This window comes from Streptomyces sp. NPDC042100 (assembly GCF_055582325.1).
Window position 1 is genome coordinate 1 of the sequence record NZ_JBVJDK010000016.1, and the last position, 19,086, is coordinate 19,086.

At 74.0% G+C, this 19,086-nt stretch carries 15 protein-coding genes; 7 read left to right on the forward strand and 8 right to left on the reverse strand.

The features are described 5' to 3' along the window. Nucleotides 1-448: 448 nt before the first annotated feature. Both ACZ6J5_RS29985 and ptsP read left to right on the forward strand, forming a co-directional pair. Nucleotides 449-898, forward strand: coding sequence for a PTS sugar transporter subunit IIA (locus ACZ6J5_RS29985; protein WP_469396696.1), 450 nt, complete (start codon nt 449-451; stop codon nt 896-898). An 83-nt stretch (nt 899-981) separates the two neighbouring features. Continuing rightward, on the forward strand, nt 982-2,652 hold the full coding sequence (ptsP, locus tag ACZ6J5_RS29990; protein ID WP_469396697.1) for a phosphoenolpyruvate--protein phosphotransferase: 1,671 nt from the start codon (nt 982-984) through the stop codon (nt 2,650-2,652). An 86-nt stretch (nt 2,653-2,738) separates the two neighbouring features. Here ptsP and ACZ6J5_RS29995 read toward each other — a convergent pair whose 3' ends face one another. Both ACZ6J5_RS29995 and ACZ6J5_RS30000 read right to left on the reverse strand, forming a co-directional pair. Beyond that, nucleotides 2,739-3,638 (reverse strand): hypothetical protein, encoded by a 900-nt coding sequence (locus ACZ6J5_RS29995; protein ID WP_469396698.1) that lies wholly within the window; start codon nt 3,636-3,638, stop codon nt 2,739-2,741. A 22-nt stretch (nt 3,639-3,660) separates the two neighbouring features. Continuing rightward, nucleotides 3,661-4,941: an MFS transporter gene (locus ACZ6J5_RS30000; protein ID WP_469396700.1), complete on the reverse strand. Its 1,281-nt coding sequence runs from the start codon at nt 4,939-4,941 to the stop codon at nt 3,661-3,663. Between the two features lie 47 nt (nt 4,942-4,988). Here ACZ6J5_RS30000 and ACZ6J5_RS30005 point away from each other — a divergent pair, with 47 nt between their 5' ends. Beyond that, complete coding sequence (locus ACZ6J5_RS30005) at nt 4,989-6,308, forward strand: aminotransferase class I/II-fold pyridoxal phosphate-dependent enzyme (RefSeq protein ID WP_469396701.1); 1,320 nt, start codon at nt 4,989-4,991, stop codon at nt 6,306-6,308. 59 nt (nt 6,309-6,367) lie between these two features. On the opposite strand, the gene ACZ6J5_RS30010 is transcribed toward ACZ6J5_RS30005, so the two are convergent. Beyond that, nucleotides 6,368-8,344, reverse strand: coding sequence for an acetoacetate--CoA ligase (locus ACZ6J5_RS30010; RefSeq protein ID WP_469396703.1), 1,977 nt, complete (start codon nt 8,342-8,344; stop codon nt 6,368-6,370). A gap of 218 nt (nt 8,345-8,562) precedes the next feature. On the opposite strand from ACZ6J5_RS30010, the gene ACZ6J5_RS30015 reads away from it, so the two are divergent. Beyond that, a complete protein-coding gene (locus ACZ6J5_RS30015; protein WP_469396704.1) occupies nt 8,563-10,932 on the forward strand; it encodes a glycoside hydrolase family 31 protein in 2,370 nt (789 codons plus the stop codon). Nucleotides 10,933-11,255: 323 nt separating this feature from the next. Here ACZ6J5_RS30015 and ACZ6J5_RS30020 read toward each other — a convergent pair whose 3' ends face one another. After that, a complete protein-coding gene (locus ACZ6J5_RS30020) occupies nt 11,256-11,828 on the reverse strand; it encodes an NUDIX domain-containing protein (protein WP_469396705.1) in 573 nt (190 codons plus the stop codon). Here ACZ6J5_RS30020 and ACZ6J5_RS30025 point away from each other — a divergent pair. From ACZ6J5_RS30025 to ACZ6J5_RS30035, 3 genes are all read left to right on the forward strand, one after another. Further along, the gene (locus tag ACZ6J5_RS30025; RefSeq protein ID WP_469396707.1) at nt 11,827-12,645 is read left to right on the forward strand and encodes a M15 family metallopeptidase; all 819 of its coding nucleotides are present in this window, start codon (nt 11,827-11,829) and stop codon (nt 12,643-12,645) included. The two genes, ACZ6J5_RS30020 and ACZ6J5_RS30025, sit on opposite strands and share 2 nt — an antisense overlap. Nucleotides 12,646-12,724: 79 nt before the next feature. Further along, on the forward strand, nt 12,725-13,255 hold the full coding sequence (locus ACZ6J5_RS30030) for a Zn-ribbon domain-containing OB-fold protein (RefSeq protein ID WP_469396709.1): 531 nt from the start codon (nt 12,725-12,727) through the stop codon (nt 13,253-13,255). Further along, nucleotides 13,252-14,439, forward strand: coding sequence for a lipid-transfer protein (locus ACZ6J5_RS30035; protein WP_469396711.1), 1,188 nt, complete (start codon nt 13,252-13,254; stop codon nt 14,437-14,439). The genes ACZ6J5_RS30030 and ACZ6J5_RS30035 overlap by 4 nt, the downstream gene beginning before the upstream one ends. Nucleotides 14,440-14,522: 83 nt before the next feature. On the opposite strand, the gene ACZ6J5_RS30040 is transcribed toward ACZ6J5_RS30035, so the two are convergent. The 4 genes from ACZ6J5_RS30040 to ACZ6J5_RS30055 are packed head-to-tail and all read right to left on the reverse strand — an operon-like array spanning nt 14,523 to nt 18,708. Then, complete coding sequence (locus ACZ6J5_RS30040) at nt 14,523-15,125, reverse strand: GTP-binding protein (protein WP_469396712.1); 603 nt, start codon at nt 15,123-15,125, stop codon at nt 14,523-14,525. Then, nucleotides 15,106-15,513, reverse strand: coding sequence for a DUF742 domain-containing protein (locus ACZ6J5_RS30045; RefSeq protein ID WP_351667200.1), 408 nt, complete (start codon nt 15,511-15,513; stop codon nt 15,106-15,108). Before ACZ6J5_RS30045 ends, ACZ6J5_RS30040 begins: the two co-directional genes overlap by 20 nt. Nucleotides 15,514-15,529: 16 nt before the next feature. Continuing rightward, entirely contained in the window at nt 15,530-15,970 is a 441-nt protein-coding gene (locus tag ACZ6J5_RS30050) for a roadblock/LC7 domain-containing protein (protein ID WP_469396714.1), read from the reverse strand. Then, the gene (locus tag ACZ6J5_RS30055; RefSeq protein ID WP_469396715.1) at nt 15,967-18,708 is read right to left on the reverse strand and encodes a sensor histidine kinase; all 2,742 of its coding nucleotides are present in this window, start codon (nt 18,706-18,708) and stop codon (nt 15,967-15,969) included. Before ACZ6J5_RS30055 ends, ACZ6J5_RS30050 begins: the two co-directional genes overlap by 4 nt. Between the last annotated feature and the right edge of the window lie 378 nt (nt 18,709-19,086).

Sequence of the window (19,086 nt, forward strand, 5' to 3'; positions counted from 1 at the left end):
ACCCTCTCGGGCTTTCCTCCGGGCGCTTCCTTCGTTCTTGCGTTTCCGACTCTATCAGATCTTTCCGACCCGATTTCCTCGGTGCTTTCCGGTCCGAAATTAGCTTTCGCTTTTCGGCCCTTCCGGCGGGGTCAAACACTACCAGGCTTTTTCGCTCCCCCTGACCACGTCCCGCTGCGAGCACGCAGAGGTGTAGACCACTGGGGTTAGGATCGGGCTTGGTAGATGCTGCCGACCCACGACTCAAAGCCGCGTTGGGGTCAGGCAGGAGTACGACAGTACATCCCACCGCCACTAGAGGCAAATCGTTTCCGGTAGTCCCTAGCTCCGCCCAACTGGTACGTCTCGTGCGGAACTGGGACTTCTTATGACTTAGGCTTCTGAACAGTACGCCGTCCAGGACAGGTAGTGACGGCGCCACACAATCTCCGCCCCTGGGAGGCTTCCCATGACATCCGTGTCCTCGCCACTCGCTGGAAAGGCCATCGGTCTCGCCGCAGTACCCGACCCCGTCTTCTCGGGCGCCATGGTCGGGCCCGGCACCGCCATCGACCCCGTGCGTGAGCCGTCCGCGGCCGTCTCGCCGGTCGACGGTGTCGTCGTCTCGCTCCACCCGCACGCCTTCGTCGTCGTCGACGGCGAGGGCCACGGCGTCCTCACCCACCTCGGGATCGACACCGTTCAGCTCAACGGCGAGGGCTTCGAGCTGCTCGTCAACAAGGGCGACACCGTGACGCGCGGCCAGGAGGTCGTGCGTTGGGACCCGGCCGCGGTCGAGGCCGCCGGCAAGTCCCCCATCTGCCCGGTCGTGGCTCTGGAGGCCACCTCGGACTCCCTCTCCGATGTCGTCGAGTCCGGTGACGTGAAGGCCGGCGACGCGCTCTTCAGCTGGAGCTGACCGCCGACCCGTCCCTGTGACGGGTCCGCGTACGACATTCAACGCGGCGGCCCCAGGCCGCCGCTCTATCGGAGACGGGTGAGATGGAGACAACGCTGCGAGGCGTCGGTGTCAGCCACGGAGTGGCGATCGGCGAGGTCCGGCACATGGGCACGGCGGTTCTGGAGCCGCCGGCCAAGCAGATTCCCGCGGAGGAGGCGGAGCGCGAACAGGGGCGCGCCCGCCAGGCCGTGGAGGCTGTTGCTGCCGACCTGATTGCACGCGGCAATCTGGCGGGCGGCGAGGCCCAGGCCGTGCTCGAGGCCCAGGCGATGATCGCCCAGGACCCGGAGCTCATCGCCGACGTCGACCGCCGGATCGTGGTCGGCAGTACGGCCGAGCGCGGTATCTATGACGCGTTCTCGCACTACCGGGAGCTCCTCGCGGGCGCCGGTGAGTACATGGCCGGCCGGGTGGCCGACCTGGACGACGTGCGGAACCGGATCGTGGCGCGCCTGCTGGGCGTGCCGATGCCCGGTGTGCCGGACAGCGACGAGCCGTATGTGCTGATCGCGCGGGATCTTGCCCCCGCCGACACGGCGCTGCTCGACCCGGCGCTCGTCCTCGGTTTCGTGACCGAGGAGGGCGGGCCGACCAGCCACAGCGCGATCCTCGCGCGGGCGCTGGGTGTGCCGGCCGTGGTCGCGCTGCCGGGTGCGGGCGAGCTGGCCGAGGGCACGATCGTCGCGGTGGACGGTTCCACCGGTGAGATCTTCGTGGACCCGAGCGAGGAGAAGAAGGCGGAGCTGACCAAGGCCGCCGAGGAGCGCAAGGCCGCTCTGTCCGCCTCCAGCGGTCCCGGTGCGACGTCGGACGGGCACAAGGTGCCGCTGCTGGCGAACGTGGGCGGTCCCGCCGACGTTCCGGCGGCGGTCGAGGCCGGTGCCGAGGGCGTCGGTCTGTTCCGTACGGAGTTCCTGTTCCTCGACGACAGCAAGCACGCGCCGTCGGAGGAGAAGCAGGTCGAGGCGTACCGCAAGGTGCTGGAGGCCTTCCCCGAGGGCCGTGTGGTCGTGCGGGTGCTGGACGCCGGCGCGGACAAGCCCCTGGACTTCCTGACGCCCGCCGACGAGCCGAACCCGGCGCTGGGCGTGCGGGGTCTGCGGTCGCTGCTGGACCACCCGGAGGTGCTGCGGACGCAGCTGACGGCGCTGGCGAAGGCCGCCGAGGGTCTGCCGGTGTACCTGGAGGTCATGGCGCCGATGGTGGCCGACCGCACGGATGCGAAGGCGTTCGCCGACGCGTGCCGTGAGGCGGGGCTGCGGGCGAAGTTCGGGGCGATGGTGGAGATTCCCTCCGCCGCGCTGCGGGCCCGCTCGATCCTGCAGGAGGTCGAGTTCCTGTCGCTGGGCACGAACGACCTGGCGCAGTACACCTTCGCGGCCGACCGTCAGGTCGGTGCGGTGTCCCGTCTCCAGGACCCGTGGCAGCCGGCGCTGCTCGACCTGGTGGCGCTGTCCGCCGACGCGGCCAAGGCCGAGGGCAAGAGCTGTGGTGTCTGTGGCGAGGCCGCCTCGGACCCGCTGCTCGCCTGTGTGCTGACCGGGCTCGGGGTGACCTCCCTGTCCATGGGCGCGGCGTCGATCCCGTACGTGCGGGCGACGCTGGCGAAGTACACGCTGGCGCAGTGCGAGCGTGCGGCCGCCGCGGCGCGTGCCGCGGACACGGCGCACGACGCGCGGCTGGCCGCGCAGGCGGTGCTGTCCGGGGAGTGATCTCCGGTCCGGCGTCGTAAGGCGTCCTCGAAGGGGCTTCCCGTCACTCAGGTGGCGGGAAGCCCCTTCTTTTGTTCTTCGGTCTTTCAGTGGGGGTGGCGGCGGGTGTCGTCGTCGGTGCCGGTGAGGGGGAATCCGGCGCGGTAGTCGACGTCGGACTCCGGGGGGATGGGTTCGCCCGTGCGGGCGTCTGTGCAGTAGGCGTCGAAGACCTCGGCCGCGGTGAGGGGGAGCAGGCGGCCCTGGTGGAGGCGCCAGCCGTGGAGGCGGGCGGGGGCGTCGGGGGCGTGGGTGCGCAGGACGAGTCCGCCGGGGGTGCCGAGGGCGATGCCGGTGGCGAGGACGGTCACGAACTCGGCGCCCTCGGAGCTGTCGAGGCGGGCGGGGCCGGTGGTGTCGCGGGTGGTGTGGAGGACGGCGACGAGCTGTTCGTCACCGGCGGGGACGCTGCAGACGAGGTGGTGGGTGCCGGGTCCGGCGGTGTCGAGGAGGCGCATGAGGAGGTGGGAGGCGCGCTCGAAGGAGGCGTGGCCGATGTCCTCGCCGCAGTCGGCGCAGGTGCCCGCGTCGGCGAGGAGCATCGTGGCGTACTCCCAGGTGGCGCGGCGGACGGCGGTGTCGACGAGGACGGGGAGGAGGGTGGCGAGGGGCTGGCCCGTGTAGGTGAGGCGGGCGCCGGTCGCCGCCCGTTCGGCCGTGTAGCGGCCGCGGCTCGTGGGGTGGTCGGGGTCGAGGCCGGTGTCGGCGCAGTAGTCCGCGAACTCCTCGGGGTCGAAGAGGGCGAGGGTGGTGTGGCCGCCGTCGGCGGCGAGGGTCCGCAGGAGCTCGTCGACGTGGGCGAGGTAGCGGGTGTGGTCGTCGAAGGCGAAGGTCCCGTACCGCCGCATGGCGGTGAAGTCCTCTTCGTCGGCGAGGAGCGCGACGGTGTTGGGCATGTCGCGGCGCAGGGCGCGGCGCAGGGTCTCGGTGGTGCGGTGGTCGGTCATGTCTCCCCCTGGACGGCGTCGATCAGTGTTCACTCACCGTAACCGTGGCCACTGACAGTGACGGTTCGGCGGTGGGGGCGACGCGGTCGCGGATCACGCGGTGCTGGGCGGCTCCGGCGCCGACGAGGGCGAGGCCGAGGAGGGGCCAGGCGAGGGGGCCGGCGGCCATGACGCCGGTGACGAGCAGGGGGCCGGCGAAGCGCTGGGTGGACTGGGCGAGTCCGTGGACGCCGAGGTAGGCGCCCTGGGCCTCGGCGGGGGCGAGGGCGACGGAGAGCTCCCAGGAGGCGGTGGCGTGGATGATCTCGGCGAAGGTGAGGGCGATGACGGCGACGACGAGGGCGGTGACGGCGAGGGTCCGGCCGCCGGCGGCGGAGGCGGCGAGGGCGAGGGTGCCGAGGACGAAGAGGCCGGTGAGGGGGATGAGGAGGCGGCGGGCGGCCGGGGTGGTGGCGCCGAAGCGGGTGAGGGGCACCTGGAAGAGGACGACGAGGACGGTGTTGAGGACGAGGAGCAGCGGGGCGAGGCCGACGGGGGCCGAGGTGGCGTGGACGATCCAGAGCGGGACGGCGACCTGGAGGATCGTGTCGTCAAGGAAGAGGGCGGCGTCGGTGGCGGTGTAGGCGAGGAAGGTGCGGTCGCGCCAGGGGTTGCCGGGGAGGTCCTTGGGGGCGTCGGCTGAGGTGGCGACGGTGCGGGAAGGAGCGGCGGGTTCGGCGCAGCGCAGGGTGAGGAGGGCGATGACCAGGTAGGTGAGGACGTTGCCGACGAGGAGGAAGGTGTAGGCGCGGGGGTCTCCGGTGGCGAGGGCGGCGGCGGCGCCGAGGCCACCGATGGACCAGCCGATGTTGACGGTGGTGCGCTGGATGGCCTGGTAGCGGGTGCGGTCGGGGCCTGCGATGCGGGCGGCGTAGAGCTTGATGAGGACGCTGCCGGCGCGGTCGGGCAGGGCGCCGAGGGCGGAGTAGACGGTGAGGAGGAGGAAGTGGTCGGTGGTGAGGAGGGCGAGGAGGGCGAGGCCGCGCATGAGTTGGGCGGCGACGATGACGCGGACGAGGGGGAAGCGGTCGGCCAGGCGGCCGGCGAGGGGGGCGCCCGCGATGCCGACGCCGCCGGCGACGGTCATGAGGAGGCCGACCTGTCCGAGGCCGAGGCCGGAGACGTAGGTGAAGTAGAGGGCGGTGCAGCCCGCCCAGAGGCCGGTGCCGGTCTTGTCGATGATGCTGACGAGCAGCATCCGGCGGCCGTCGCGGCCTCCGGGCACGCGGTCGAGCGCGGTGCGGTGCCAGGTCGTGCGGTTCACTCGGTTCCCCCTTGACGCGAGTTATGTATTGATACATAATCCAGTACGTGGCAACACAATATTCGATCACTGGGACCACAGCCAAGGGGATTGCCGCGTCCGTCGAACGCGGCGTGACCGAGGGCGAGCTCGCACCGGGCGACGCCCTGCCCCCCGTGCGGCGCCTCGCCGACGACCTGGGCGTCAGCCCCGGCACCGTCGCCACCGCCTACAAGGAGCTGCGGGGGCGCGGCCTCGTCGTCACCCGGGGCCGGGGCGGCACCGTCGTCGCCGAGGCCCCCTCCGTCGCCTCCCGGCGCCCGCCCCGGGTGCCCGAGGGGCTGGTGGACCTGGCCGGCGGGCATCCCGACCCCGCGTTCCTGCCGGTGCTCCGGCCGCCCGCCGAGGTGCGCCCGGTGTACGGCTCGCACCGGGCGGCGCCCCGGCTCGCGGCGCTGGAGGAGCTCACCCGCGCGTGGTTCGGCCGGGACGGCGTGCCGGCGGAGCAGTTGACCTTCGCGCACGGGGCCCTGGACTGCGTCGCCCGGCTGCTCTCCACCGAGCTGCGGCCCGGGGACGCCGTGGCCGTGGAGGACCCCGGCTTCCACCATCTGCTCGACCTGGTCCCGGCCCTCGGGCTGCGGATGGTGCCGGTCGCCGTGGACCGCGAGGGGATGACCCCGGACGCCCTGCGGGCCGCGCTGCGCGCGGGGGTGCGGGCCGTGCTGTGCAGTCCGCGCGGCCAGTCCCCCACCGGCGCCGCCTTCACCCCGGCGCGCCGGGACGAACTGGGCGCGCTGCTGAGGGAGTTTCCCGAGGTGCTGGTCGTGGAGGACGACCACAACGCGGAGATCTCCGGTGTCGCCCCGGTCTCCCTCGCCACGGCGGGCCTGGAGCGCTGGGCGCACGTCCGGACGGTCTCCAAGCACCTGGGCATCGACCTGCGGTGGGCCGGGGTGGCCGGTGATCCGGTGACGCTCGCCCGGCACGACGGGCGGATGCTCATGACGTCCGGCTGGGTCAGCCACGTCCTTCAGGAGACGGTCGCCGGTCTGCTCGTCGACCCCGGGGTCACCCGGCTCGTCGCGGCGGGCGAGGCCGCGTACGCGGAGCGGCGGCGGGCACTGATCGACGCCCTCGGCGCGTACGGGATCCGCTCGACCGGGCCCAGCGGGCTGAGCGTGTGGGTGCCGGTGCGGGACGAGTCGGCGGTGGTGAACGGGCTGCGGACGCAGGGCTGGTGGGTGGCGGCCGGAGCCCGGTTCCGGATCGCCGCGCCCACGGGCGTGCGGATCACGACCGCGACGCTGCTCCCGGCCGACGCGCGGCGGCTCGCCGCGGATTTCGCCGGGGTGCTCGGCGACGCGCAGGCCACCTACGGGGGCTGAGCCGGTACCGGAAGAGGAAGGAAGGGCCCCGCGCACCCGCGCGGGGCCCTTCCTGCGCGTTACGCGCCGCCCGCGCGGGCGCGGGCCAGCTCCTCGTAGAAGCGCAGCAGGTCCAGGTCGTCCACCGAGCCCGCGTTCACGGCGCGCTCCAGCGGGGTGCCCTGGAGGAGGCGCTTGACCGGGACCTCGATCCGCTTGCCGGTGAGGGTGTGCGGGACGCCGGGGACCTCGATGATCTCGTCGGGCACGTGGCGCGGGGAGAGCTCGGCGCGGATCGTGCTCCGGATCCGGCCGACCAGCTCCTCGTCGAGCGTGGCGCCCTCGGCGAGGTGCACGAAGAGCGGCATCCAGTAGCCGCCGTCCGGCTCCTCCAGGCCGATGACGAGCGACTCCCGGATCTCCGGGAGGCGTTCGACCGCCTCGTAGATATCGGCGCTCCCCATCCGGACGCCCTGACGGTTCAGGGTGGAGTCGGAGCGGCCGTGGATGACGACCGAGCCGTGGTCGGTGATCGTGATCCAGTCGCCGTGCCGCCAGACCCCGGGGAACATCTCGAAGTAGCTCTCGCGGTAGCGGCTGCCGTCCGGGTCGTTCCAGAAGCGGATGGGCATCGACGGCATCGGGTTCACGACGACGAGCTCGCCGACCTCGCCGATCAGCGGCTTGCCCGAGGGATCCCAGGACTGCAGGTCGGTGCCGAGGCCGGCGGCCTGGAGCTCGCCGATGTGGACCGGGAGGGTGGGCACCGCGCCCGCGAAGCAGGAGCAGACGTCGGTGCCGCCGCTGACGGAGGCGATCCACAGGTCCGCGCGGACCTGGTCGTGCAGCCAGCGGAAGCCGTCGGGGGGCAGCGGGGAGCCCGTGGTGGCCACGCACTTCACGCGCGAGAGGTCGAAGTCGCGGCCCGGGTGCACGTCGGCCTTGGCGCAGGCCATGACGTACGCGGCGGAGGTGCCGTACAGGGTGGCGCCGGTCCGCTCGGCGACCCGCCACTGGGCGGCCGTGTCCGGGTAGCCGGGGCTGCCGTCGTAGAGGACGACGGTGGTGCCGGTGAGCAGGCCGGAGACGAGGAAGTTCCACATCATCCAGCCGGTGGAGGTGTACCAGAAGAACACGTCCTCGGGCCCGAGGTCGCAGTGCAGGCCGAGCTGCTTGACGTGCTCGATCAGAATGCCGCCCTGGGACTGCACGATCGCCTTCGGCAGGCCGGTGGTGCCGGAGGAGTACAGCACCCACAGCGGGTGCGCGAACGGGACCGGCTCGAACTCCGGCTCGGTGTCGGCGGCGGTCAGGTCGGCCCAGGCCAGTGCCCCCTCGGGGGCGGGGGTGCCGAGCAGCGGGATGTGCACGACGGCGCGCAGCGAGGGCAGTTCGGCGCGCAGATCGGCGACGGTGTCGCGGCGGTCGTGCTCCTTGCCGCCGTAGCGGTAGCCGTCGACGGTGAACAGCACGACGGGCTCGACCTGCTGGAAGCGGTCCAGGACGCTGCGGGCACCGAAGTCGGGGGCGCAGGAGGTCCAGACGGCGCCGACGGCGGCGGTCGCGAGGAGGGCGGCGACGGCCTCGGGGATGTTGGGCAGGTAGCCGCTGACCCGGTCGCCGGGGCGGACGCCGAGGCGGCGCAGCTCGGCGGAGAGGGAGCCGACCTGGCGGCGGAGTTCGGCCCAGGTCACCGGCGTCGGGTCATGTGTCTCGTCCACATGGAGCAGCGCCGTGTCGTGGGGGCGGTCCTCGGCGGCGCGCAGGGCGTGCTCGGCGTAGTTGAGGGTGGCGCCGGGGAACCAGTCGGCGCCGGGCATGTCACGGCTGCCGAGGACCCGCTCGTACGGGGTGTGGAAGCGGAGGTCGAACCACTCGGCGACGGCGGCCCAGAAGGTCTCCGGCTCGTCGACGGACCAGCGGTGCAGGGCCGGGTAGCCGCCCTCGGCGGGCGCTCCGTGGCGCTCGGCCGCCCAGGCGTGGAAGCGGGTGACGGCCGCCGCTGCGACGCGGTCCTCGTCAGGCTGCCAAAGCGGCTCGGTCTGCGCTGATGTCATTGCTGTGGCTCCCTGGCTGTAACGCGGGGTCTGCGTGTGTCGCGCGCACGTGCGAGGGGTGTGCGCGTGACGCGGCTGACAGGGACGATGCCATGCGGGGCGCGATCGCACCAGGGTTCCCCGCCCATGGTCGGTGGGTTGAACATGTGCTCCCACCACGGGTGAACGGCAGTTGAACGGAGCTCGTTCGCCGTGGTCCGGGTGGCAGGGTGAGCGCCATGGACGGTCGTGAGCTGGTGCGCTCGGTGAAGGTGCTGGGTTCGGTGGGGGGACTGCGGGCGGCGCGGGTGGCGTGGCGGCGGCGGCGCGCCGACGCGCGGGCGCTGCCCCCGAGGGGGGCGGAGCGGGCCCGGGTGCCGGGACCGATGGGCGAGGTGGAGCCGCTGCCGGGCGGCGGGATCGTCCGGTTCGCCCGCTCCGAGCTGCGGATCTCCGTGTCGGCCGGCGGAACGGTGTTCTGGGGCTGGGACGGGGCGGGCCCGCTGCCCTCGTACGCGCTGGCCGGACAGGCGCCGGAGCCGGACCCCCGGGCGGTCCTGGAGCCGGACACCGAGGGCGGCTGGCGGGTGGTGTCGGAGCGGGTGACCGTGACGGTCTCCCGGCACGGGGCGGTGGAGGTGCGCACCCCGGGCGGGGTGGTACTGCGGCGGGACCTGCCGCCGCGCTGGTGGGAGCCGGTGCGGGGCGGGGCGGCGCGCTGGGTGCAGCGCAGCGAGGTGCCGGCGGACGCGCGGTTCTTCGGGCTCGGCGGGCGGGCGGCCGGGCCTCGGCTGCGGGACGGCTCGTACCGCCTGTGGAACACCGATCCCGGCGGGAGCTTCGGCCCCGGCGACGACCCGCTGTACGTCACCATGCCGGTGCAGCTGGTGGTGGCGGACTCGGGGACGCACCTGGCCTTCCACGACAACTCCTGGGACGGCCGGGTGGTGCTCGCGGAGGGCGAGGAGGGGGCCGGCTCGGGGCACGACCGGCCCGGGAGGAGCGAGCTGCGCATGGACGGGGGGCCGCTGCGGTGCTGGGTGGTGGTCGGGACGCCCGCGCGGGTACTGCACGGCTGGGCGGCGCTGACCGGGGCGCCGGCGCTGCCGCCGTCCTGGGCGCTGGGGCCGCAGCACGCGCGGTGGGGCTTCGGCAGCGAGCGGGAGGTGCGGCGGGTGGTGGACGGCTACCGGGACCGGGGGCTGCCGCTGTCCGTACTGCACCTGGACATCGACCACTACGCCGGGCACCGGGTGTTCACGGTGGACCGGGAGCGGTTCCCCGATCTGCCGGGGCTGGCGGCGGAGCTGCGCGGGCACGGGGTGCGGCTGGTGTCGATCGTGGACCCCGCGGTGCGGGCGGAGCCGGGTGATCCGGTCTACGACGGGGGGCGGGCGGCCGGGGCGTTCGTCCGGGACGCGGGGGGCGGGGAGGTGCGCGGGGTGGTGTGGCCCGGGGAGTGCGCCTATCCGGACTTCACCGACCCGCGCGCGCGGGAGTGGTGGGGCGGGCTGTACGAGGAGCGGCTGCGGCAGGGCTTCTCGGGCGTGTGGCACGACATGAACGAGCCGGTGTCCTTCGCCCCGTTCGGCGAGCGGACGCTGCCCCGGTCGGCGCGGCACGCGCTGGAGGGGCTGGGCGGGGACCACCGCGAGGCGCACAACGTCTACGGGCTGACGATGGCCCGCGCGGGGTACGAGGGGCTGCGGCGGCTGCGGCCGGAGGAGCGGCCGTTCCTCTTCTCGCGCTCCGGGTGGGCGGGGATGCAGCGGTACGGGGGGACCTGGTCGGGCGACGTGGCGTCGGAGTGGCCGGGGCTGCGGGCCTCGCTGGCGCTCGTGCTGGGGCTGGGGCTGTGCGGGGTGCCGTACTCGGGGCCGGACGTGGGCGGCTTCGACGGGAGTCCGTCGCCGGAGCTGTTCCTGCGGTGGTACCAGCTGGGGGCCTGGCTGCCGCTGTTCCGCACCCACGCGGCGATCGACGCGGGGCGGCGCGAGCCGTGGGAGTTCGGGCCGGAGGTGCTGGAGCACGCGCGGGCGGCGCTCCTGGAGCGGGAGCGGCTGCGGCCGTACTTCGTGACCCTGTCCCGGCTCGCGCGGCTGACGGGCGCGCCGTATGTGCGTCCGGTGTGGTGGGGCACCCCGGAGGACCGGGCGCTGCGGGACTGCGAGGACGCGTTCCTGCTCGGCGACGCGCTGCTGGTCGCGCCGGTGCTGGTGCCGGGCACGGACCGGCGCGCGGTGCGGCTTCCGCGCGGACGGTGGTACGACACGGCGACCGGGCGCGCGTACGACGGCCCTGGCCAGGTCCTGCTGGACGCGCCGCTGTCCCGGGTGCCGGTGCTCGCCCGCGCGGGCGCGGTGCTGCCGGTCCTGGACGGGGACGGCGAGCTGTCGCTGGAGGCGTGGGCCCCGGTCCCGGGCCGCACCGGCGGCGGCCTGGTCGTCCGCGACGCCGGCGACGGCTGGCGGTCCGCCGAGGTCGAGCGCTACCAGTCGCGGCTGGTGGACGGGCGGGTGACGGTGGAGCGGGTGACGGAGCACGGGCCGGAGGAGCCGGAGCTGCCGGTGCGGGTGCGAGGGGAGGGGGCGGAGGGGGGCGGGGGGTGAGGCTCCCGGGACGGGGAGGTGGAGGCCCCAGGCGCCCGGGGCCCGAGGCGGGAGCCCAAGCCCGAGGCCCGAGGCGGGAGCCCAAGCCCGAGGCCCGAGGCGGGAGCCCAAGCCCGAGGCCCGAGGCGGGAGCCCAAGCCCGAGGGCGGGCTGAGGGACAGGGTCCGCGGGCCCGAGGCCGAGGCGGGAGCCCGCGGCCCCACGGCGCGAGCCCGTGACCAAGGCGCGAGCCCGGGACCCCGAGGCGCGAGCCCGGGATCTAGGCGCGAGCCCGGGACCCCGAGGCGCGAGCCCGGGGTGTCCCTGTCGGGGACCGGCCTCCCCTATGCGTACGCGCCCGCGAAGAACCTCCGTACCGCCTCCGTGTGCAGGGGGAAGGCCAGGTCCTGGGGGGTGTGGAGGAGGTGGTGGCCCGTGGTCTCGGTGGTCGGGGCCGGGGGCGGGAGGGCCGCGGCCGGGCGGGGTGGGAGGAGGCCGAAGAGGAGGAGGTGGGCCGTCGGGGAGGAGAGGGCGTCGGCGAGGCGGACGTCCTCGGCGGCGGCCTCGATGCCGGTCTCCTCGCGCAGCTCGCGGACGACGGCCGCGCGCCAGTCCTCGCCGTAGTCGACGAAGCCGCCGGGCAGGGCGACCCCGCCGGCCGCCGGTTCGATGGTGCGGGTGATGACGACGAGCGCGGTGCCCTCGGGGCCGGTCACCGGGAGCAGGGCGACGGCGACGGGCAGCGGGTTGCGGTAGGCGGTGGTGCCGCAGGCGGGGCAGGTGCGGGGCCAGCCGGCGTCGGCCGGGTAGCGGGTGCCGCAGGTGGAGCAGTGGGAGTGCGCGGAGGAGTCGGTCACGGGGCGACCGTACGCGATCTCCCTTTCCCGGGGCGCCCGTTGCTGGTAGACGGGTGCCATGAATCGACCGACTGGACTCGCCTCCGCCGCCCGTGCCCTCGGTGTGCTCGCCGCCGCCGGTCTGCTCGCCGCCACCGCGGGTGCTCCCCCGGCCGGGGCCGTGCCGGAACCCAAGGCGCCGCGGGAGTTCGTGGCGCTGGACCGGGTGGACCCGACGATCCTCCAGGAGATGCGCTACACCACGGCGCACGACTTCGTGGGCGAGCCGGTCGACGGCTACCGGCAGCCCGTGTGCATCGTGACCCGGCCCGCCGCCGAGGCGCTGCACCGCGCGCAGACGCGGCTGCTCGCGCGCGGGTACACGCTGAAGGTGTACGACTGCTACCGGCCGCAGCGCGCGGTGGACCACTTCGTGCGGTGGGCGAAGGACCTGGGCGACGAGCGGATGAAGAAGGAGTTCTATCCGCTGGTCGCCAAGGAGCGGCTGTTCGAGGACGGGTACATCGCCGAGAAGTCCGGGCACAGCAGGGGCTCGACGGTGGACGTGACGATCGTGCGGCTGCCCGCCGTACCGACCCGGCCGTACGTGCCGGGCGAGCCGCAGGTGGAGTGCTTCCGGCCCCGGGCGGAGCGGTTCCCCGACAACTCCGTGGACATGGGGACGGGCTTCGACTGCTTCGACCCCCTGTCGCACACCGACGACCCCAGGATCACGGGCGTCCAGCGCGCCAACCGGGACCTGCTCCGGGGCGCGCTGGCGGAGCAGGGCTTCGTGAACCTGCCGGAGGAGTGGTGGCACTTCACCTTCAAGCCGGAGCCGTTCCCGTCGACGTTCTTCGACTTCCCGGTGGCGCGGCGGTCGGTGGCCGGGCACTGACGCCGCCGGTCCGTCTTCCGTCGCCGGGCACCCCGTGCCACACTTCTGACGGATCGTCAGGTAACGGGAGGGGTGGCGCATGGCACGGACGCAGAGGCCGGTGGTGGACGGCTGGTTCACCGGCCGGCCGGAGGGCGGCGCGGGCGACGACCGGGGCGGCGACGGCTTTCGGCTGCTCGGGACCCGCTGCACCGCCTGCGCCTCGGTGTTCTTCCCCCGCGAGGACGGCGCCTGCCGCAACCCCGGCTGCCCCGGCGGCGGCGAACTGACCGAGACCCCGCTGTCCCGGCGCGGCCGGATCTGGTCCTTCACCGACGGGCGCTACCGGCCCCCGGCCCCGTACGTCTCCGATCCGGCGGTGCCCTGGGAGCCGTACACGCTCGTCGCGGTGGAACTCGAAGCCGAGGCCATGGTGGTCCTCGGTCAGGCCGCGCCCGGTGTGCGCACGGCCGATCTCGCCCTCGGCGACGAGATGGAGCTGGTGCCCGGCGTCCTCAACGAGGACGACGAGCACATCTGGACCACCTGGCACTGGCGGCCGGTCGCCGGGGCCGATGGGGCTGATGGGGCCGATGCGGCCGATGCGGCCGACAAGGAGGGGAAGGCGTGAACGACATCGCCGTGCTCGGCGCCGGGATGCACCCGTGGGGCAAGTGGGGACGCTCCTTCGTCGGCTACGGGACGCACGCGGCCCGCGCGGCGCTCGCCGACGCGGGCCTGGAGTGGCGGGACGTCGGCTCGGTCGTCGGCGCGAACACCATGCGGTGCGGCTACCCCGGCTACGTGTCCGGCGCCACCTTCGCGCAGGCGCTCGGCTGGCAGGGCGCGCGGGTCACCAGCGTCTACGCGGCGTGCGCCTCGGGGGCGCAGGCGGTGAACACCGCGCGGTCGCAGATCCTGGCGGGGCTCGCGGACGTGGTCCTCGTGGTGGGCGCGGACGCGGCGCCGAAGGGCTTCTTCGCCCCGGCGGGCGGCGAGCGGCCGGACGACCCGGACTGGCTGCGCTTCCGGGTGCTCGGCGCGACCAACCCGGCGTACTTCGCGCTCTACGCCCGCCGCCGGATGGCGTTGTACGGGGACACGCCCGAGGACTTCGCCCAGGTCAAGGTGAAGAACGCGGCGGCCGGCGCGCTCAACCCGCTGGCCCGCTACCGCACCCCGGTCAGCGCGGCGGAGGTGGCCGCCTCGGCGGTGGTGGCCGATCCGCTGCGGCTGCTGGACATCTGCGCCACCTCCGACGGGGGCGCGGCGCTGGTGCTGTCGAGCATGGACTTCGCCCGGCGGCACGGGCACCCGGATCCGGTCCGTATCCGCGCGGTGTCGACGGTCACGCCGACCTACCCGAAAGCCGTCCTGGACCTGCCGGACATCGCGACCGACTCGGCCGTCGCGGTCTCCCCCGCCGCCCACTCCTTCCGCGCGTCGATCGCGCGGGCGGCGTACGAGGAGGCGGGGATCGGTCCCGAGGACCTGTCGCTGGCAGAGGTCTACGACCTGTCCACGGCGCTGGAGCTGGAGTGGTACGAGGACATCGGCCTGTGCGGGGCGGGCGAGGGCGCGAAGCTGCTGCGGGACGGGGTGACCGCGCTCGGCGGGCGGCTCCCGGTCAACACGAGCGGCGGGCTGGCCTCCTTCGGCGAGGCGGTGCCGGCGCAGGCCATCGCGCAGGTCTGCGAGCTGACCTGGCAGCTGCGGGGCACGGCGGGCGCCAGGCAGGTGCCGGGGGCGCGCACCGGGATCACCGCGAACCAGGGGCTGTTCGGGCACGGGTCGGCGGTGGTCGCGGTGCGGTGAGGGCGGGGGCGCGGCCCTTCGGGCCGGACGCGCGGCCTTCCGGGCGGGAGGCCGCGCCCCCGTGCCCGGCCCCCGCGCCTTCGTCAGCCGACGGCCGCCGGGCCCCGGTCCGCCAGGACCAGGGCGTGTTCGACGACGGCGACCAGGACGTTCTTCACGGACTCCCGGTCGCGGGCGTCGCACATCAGCAGCTCCACCTCGGGGTCGAGGTCGAGCGCCCCGCGCACGCTCTCCGCGGGGAAGCGGCGGGAGCCCTCGAAGCAGTTGACGGCGACCGTGAAGGGGATGCCGCGCCGCTCGAAGTAGTCGATCGCCGCGAAGCTGTCCTCCAGCCGGCGGGTGTCCGCGAGGACGACCGCGCCGAGGGCGCCCTGCGCCAGCTCGTCCCACAGGAACCAGAAGCGGTCCTGGCCGGGTGTGCCGAACAGGTAGAGGACGAGGTCCTCGCGCAGCGTGATCCGGCCGAAGTCCATGGCGACCGTGGTGGTCGACTTGGTCTCGACGCCGTGCAGGTCGTCGACGGGCCGGCCGGCCTCGCTGAGGATCTCCTCGGTCCGCAGCGGCCGGATCTCGCTGACCGCGCCGACCAGCGTGGTCTTGCCGACTCCGAAGCCGCCCGCGACCAGGATCTTCAGCGTGACCGGCTCCACCGGCGGCTGCTTGCGGCTAGAGCGCCCGAAGGCCATTGATCACCTCGCGAAGGATGCTCACGTCCGGCAGTTCGGCCGGCGGAACGGGGCGGGTCACATGGACGAGCTCGTCGTCGACGAGATCGCCGACGAGGACCCGTACCACCCCGACGGGGAGGTCGAGTCCCGCGGCGAGCTCGGCGATCGACTGGGGCTGCTCGGAGCAGCGCTCGACGATCTCGACGTGCTCGGGGGACAGCGTCTGGTCGCGGCCGGGGTCGTCGGCGGCCGGTTCGGGCACCACCACCGCGATCAGGTCGAGGCGGTGGCGGGTGGCGGCGCTCGTCCGGCCCCGGGTCATGGCGTACGGGCGGACCACGGGGCCCGCCTCGTCGTCGAACCAGTGGCCGGGCGCGTCCTCGTGGGACTGCTCTGCGTCACTCATGCCGTCCCCCTCCGCCTCACGCGCCGTTGGGCAGCCCGGAACGGGGCGCCGTGGCCAGGTGCGCGCCGACCCGCTTGACCATCAGGGTCATCTCGTACGCGATCTGGCCGACGTCCGAGTCGGCGTCGGCGAGCACGGCGAGGCAGCTGCCGTCGCCCGCGGCGGTGACGAAGAGGAAGGCGTCCTCCAGCTCGACGACGGTCTGCCGGACCCTGCCCGCCTCGAAGTGGCGGCCCACCCCCTTGGCGAGGCTGTGGAAGCCGGAGGCCACGGCCGCGAGGTGCTCGCCGTCCTCGCGGGAGAGGTCCTGCGAGGCGCCGGTGGGCAGGCCGTCGCCGGAGAGCACCAGGGCCTTGCGGATGGAGCCGACGCGCTGGACGAGTTCGTCGAGGAGCCAGTTCAGCTCCCCGTTGCCGTGAGCGGAGCTGTGGGTTGCTGCGGCGTTCGGTGCGGTCATCGACCGTCCCCCTCGGGTGTCGTTCCTGGTGCTGTCGTTTCGGCGTTGTGCCGGCGTCCGCGCTGCCAGCCGCGCTGCATGGAGGCCATGCGGCTGCGCACCTCCTCGGCGTCGCGCTCGAAGGAGTCGGTGTCGGCGGCGGAGGCCGCCGCGCCCGGCTGGTCCTCGGCGCGCCCGGCGTCCTCGCGGAGCTGCGGCGCGAGGCTGGCCTGGCGCACCCGGCGGGGCAGCCCGCCGAACGGAGCGGGGCCTTCCTGCGGTACGGGGACGAGCGTGGGGCCGGTGCCGTGCGGCGGCACGGGCTGCGGGACGCGGGCCAGCTCCATCGTGTCGCCGTCCACCGGGGTGCTGGGGACGGGATGGGCGCGGCCCGGCTCGTCCAGGCGGCGGCCGTGGTCGACGACGAGGGTGGGCTGGCGGCGCCGGGGCAGCCGTACGGGGTCGGCGGGCGGCTCCGTGTCGTCCCGGTCCCGGGAGGCGCCGGTCCGGCCGCCGGTCCGGTCCGGGACCTGCTGGTGCTGCTCGCCGCGGCGGCGGTGCTCGCGGGCCCGGAAGAGGCTGCCGCGCTCGCTGTCGCTGTCGAGGAGGTCGGAGGCGCCGCCGAGCAGGTCGTCGAAGCCGTCGGGGCCGAGCGGTGCCTCCAGCTCGACGGGGCCGTCGAGGAGCGGCGCGGCGGGTTCGAGCGCGGGGTCGGGCACCTTGGTGAGGACCGGGCGGCGTACGGGCAGCCCCTCGCCCTTCGCGGCGCCGGCTCCGGCGCCCGTGCCGGAGCCGGTTCCGGCGCCCGCGCCCGCGGCTTCGGCGGACTTGCGGTCGAGGCGGAAGCCCGCGCCCTGGGTCTCGGGGGCGTCGGTGAGCAGCGCGGCCGGGATGAAGACGACGGCGGTGGTCCCGCCGTACGGGGAGGGCTGGAGGGAGACCCGGACGTTCTGGCGCTGGGCGAGCCGGCTGACCACGAAGAGGCCGAGCCGGTCGGTGTCGGAGAGCTCGAAGTCGGGGGTCTCGGCGAGGCGCAGGTTGGCGTCGAGGAGGGCGTCGGGGTTCATGCCGAGGCCCCGGTCGTGGATCTCCAGGGTGAAGCCGTTGGCCACCCGCTCGCCGAGCACCTGCACGGCGGTGTGCGGGGGCGAGAACACCGTGGCGTTCTCCAGGAGTTCGGCGATGAGGTGGGTGAGGTCGGCGACGGCGGGGCCGCCGACGCCGAGCCGGGGCAGCCGGCGGACCTCGATGCGCTCGTAGTCCTCGACCTCGGCGACGGCGGCGCGGACGACGTCCATGAGCTGGACGGGCTTGCGCCACTGGCGGGAGGGCGCCGCGCCGGAGAGGATCACGAGGCCCTCGGCGTGACGGCGCATGCGGGTCGTCATGTGGTCGAGCCGGAAGAGGTCGGCGAGCTCCTCGGTGTCCTCGGTGCGGCGCTCCATGGTGTCGAGGAGGGTGAGCTGGCGGTGGAGCAGGACCTGGTTGCGGCGGGCGAGGTTGACGAAGACCTCGGAGACGCCTCGGCGCATGTCGGCCTGCTTGACGGCGGCCTCGACGGCGGCGCGCTGGAGGGTGTTGAGGGCCTGGCCGACCTGGCCGACCTCGTCGTCGTCGTACCGGAGATGGGGCACCTCGGTCTCGACGTCGACGTGTTCGCCGGCGGCGAGGCGGCGCATGACGCTGGGCAGCCGGACGCCGGAGACCTCCTGGGCCTCCTTGCGCAGGCGGCGCAGGTCGCGGACGAGCTCGCGGCCGACGCGGACGGAGACGATGACGGAGACGAGCAGGGCGACGAAGCCGAGGACGCCGGCGACGCCCGCCTTGAGGAGCACGCTGTACGCGGCGGGCTGGACGCGGTCCTGGTAGCGGTCGCCCGCGAGGGTGTTGTCGCGGGCCAGGTCGTCGAGGACCGAGGTGGCCTGCTCCGACCAGAGCTCGGGGCTGACGGCGCGGGGGCGGTCGGTGGGGCCGGCGGCGATGACCGCCTCCTCCGCCTTGCGCAGCGGGGCGGTGTGGGGGCCGCGCCAGTACTTCTCGAAGCGCTCGCGCTCGCTGCCGGGGAGCAGTTCGAGGTTGGACTCGTAGTAGACCTCGCGGGCCGCCACCAGGTCGGAGATCGCCCGGACCTCCTGGGCGGTGACCCGCTCGGCTATGAGGGCGGAGAGGACGAGGGCGTCCTCGCGGGAGAGGGCCTCGCGGGCGCGGACGATGCCGACGAGGGCTCGGCCCTGCTTGTCCATCTCCACGTTCTCCAGGGCGTGGAGGGTGAGGAGGAAGCTGTAGCAGGGGTCGACGAGCCGGTTGTAGAAGTCGAGCGCCTGGAGCCTGCCGATGTCGCGGTTCTCGACGGAGCGGCGCAGCGAGGAGAGGCCGTCGAGGGCTTCGAGGAGGGAGGTGAGGCGCTGGGCGGTCACCGGGTTCATCTCGGAACGGACGCCGGAGTCGGCGGCGTTGCGGCGGATGAGGTCGAGCTGCCGGTCGGTCGCCTCGCGCTGCTCGCGGAGCCGGGTCAGCGCGTCGGAGGCGCGGGGGTCGGCGAGGTAGACGAGGGACTGGCGGCGCTCCTTCTGGATGACCCGGACGGTGTCCTCCAGGGGGTAGCCGACCTTGTCGACGATGTAGCCGACGTCGAGGAGCTGGCGGGCCTCACGGCCCGTGAGGACCGTGGAGAACCCCCACAGTCCGGTGAGGGAGACGAGCGGCACGAGAAGCAACGCCACGATCTTCCTGCGGATGGACTTCCCGCGAAAGCGCATGGCCTCCCCCACCTCGGCCCCCGCGGCCACGGAGGTCACTCACGTCGTCACGCCCGGCGTCAACACGCGGCGTCAACCTTCAGTTTCAACAAACGGCGGCGCGAGCCTACTACTGCATCACAGCCATCTCGAAGACGCGTCCGGGCGATTTTCAGCCTGTCGAGTGAGTGTTGATCATGAGATGTCCTGGTATTCGGGGAGTTGGGTTCCGGCAGTGTGGCGCAGGACACCTGACAGAACGCCACTTCCCCGGCCTCAGCAGATGGCTGGAACTGCTTGTTCCGCTCCTGAGGTCGCCGCACTGACGGGGTGTCGGAAAGGGGACCCCGGCGAAACCTTTTCCCTCCCTCGTGCGTCATTCTGTACCGGGGGGGTTGT

Excerpts from the sequence above, each read along its gene's own strand:
- ACZ6J5_RS29985 (WP_469396696.1), top strand. The coding sequence starts at position 449 with ATGACATCCGTGTCCTCGCCACTCGCTGGAAAGGCCATCGGTCTCGCC.
- ptsP (WP_469396697.1), top strand. The coding sequence starts at position 982 with ATGGAGACAACGCTGCGAGGCGTCGGTGTCAGCCACGGAGTGGCGATC.
- ACZ6J5_RS29995 (WP_469396698.1), bottom strand. The coding sequence starts at position 3,638 with ATGACCGACCACCGCACCACCGAGACCCTGCGCCGCGCCCTGCGCCGC.
- ACZ6J5_RS30010 (WP_469396703.1), bottom strand. The coding sequence starts at position 8,344 with ATGACATCAGCGCAGACCGAGCCGCTTTGGCAGCCTGACGAGGACCGC.
- ACZ6J5_RS30015 (WP_469396704.1), top strand. The coding sequence starts at position 8,563 with ATGGACGGTCGTGAGCTGGTGCGCTCGGTGAAGGTGCTGGGTTCGGTG.
- ACZ6J5_RS30025 (WP_469396707.1), top strand. The coding sequence starts at position 11,827 with ATGAATCGACCGACTGGACTCGCCTCCGCCGCCCGTGCCCTCGGTGTG.
- ACZ6J5_RS30020 (WP_469396705.1), bottom strand. The coding sequence starts at position 11,828 with ATGGCACCCGTCTACCAGCAACGGGCGCCCCGGGAAAGGGAGATCGCG.
- ACZ6J5_RS30030 (WP_469396709.1), top strand. The coding sequence starts at position 12,725 with ATGGCACGGACGCAGAGGCCGGTGGTGGACGGCTGGTTCACCGGCCGG.
- ACZ6J5_RS30040 (WP_469396712.1), bottom strand. The coding sequence starts at position 15,125 with ATGGCCTTCGGGCGCTCTAGCCGCAAGCAGCCGCCGGTGGAGCCGGTC.
- ACZ6J5_RS30045 (WP_351667200.1), bottom strand. The coding sequence starts at position 15,513 with ATGAGTGACGCAGAGCAGTCCCACGAGGACGCGCCCGGCCACTGGTTC.
- ACZ6J5_RS30050 (WP_469396714.1), bottom strand. The coding sequence starts at position 15,970 with ATGACCGCACCGAACGCCGCAGCAACCCACAGCTCCGCTCACGGCAAC.
- ACZ6J5_RS30055 (WP_469396715.1), bottom strand. The coding sequence starts at position 18,708 with ATGCGCTTTCGCGGGAAGTCCATCCGCAGGAAGATCGTGGCGTTGCTT.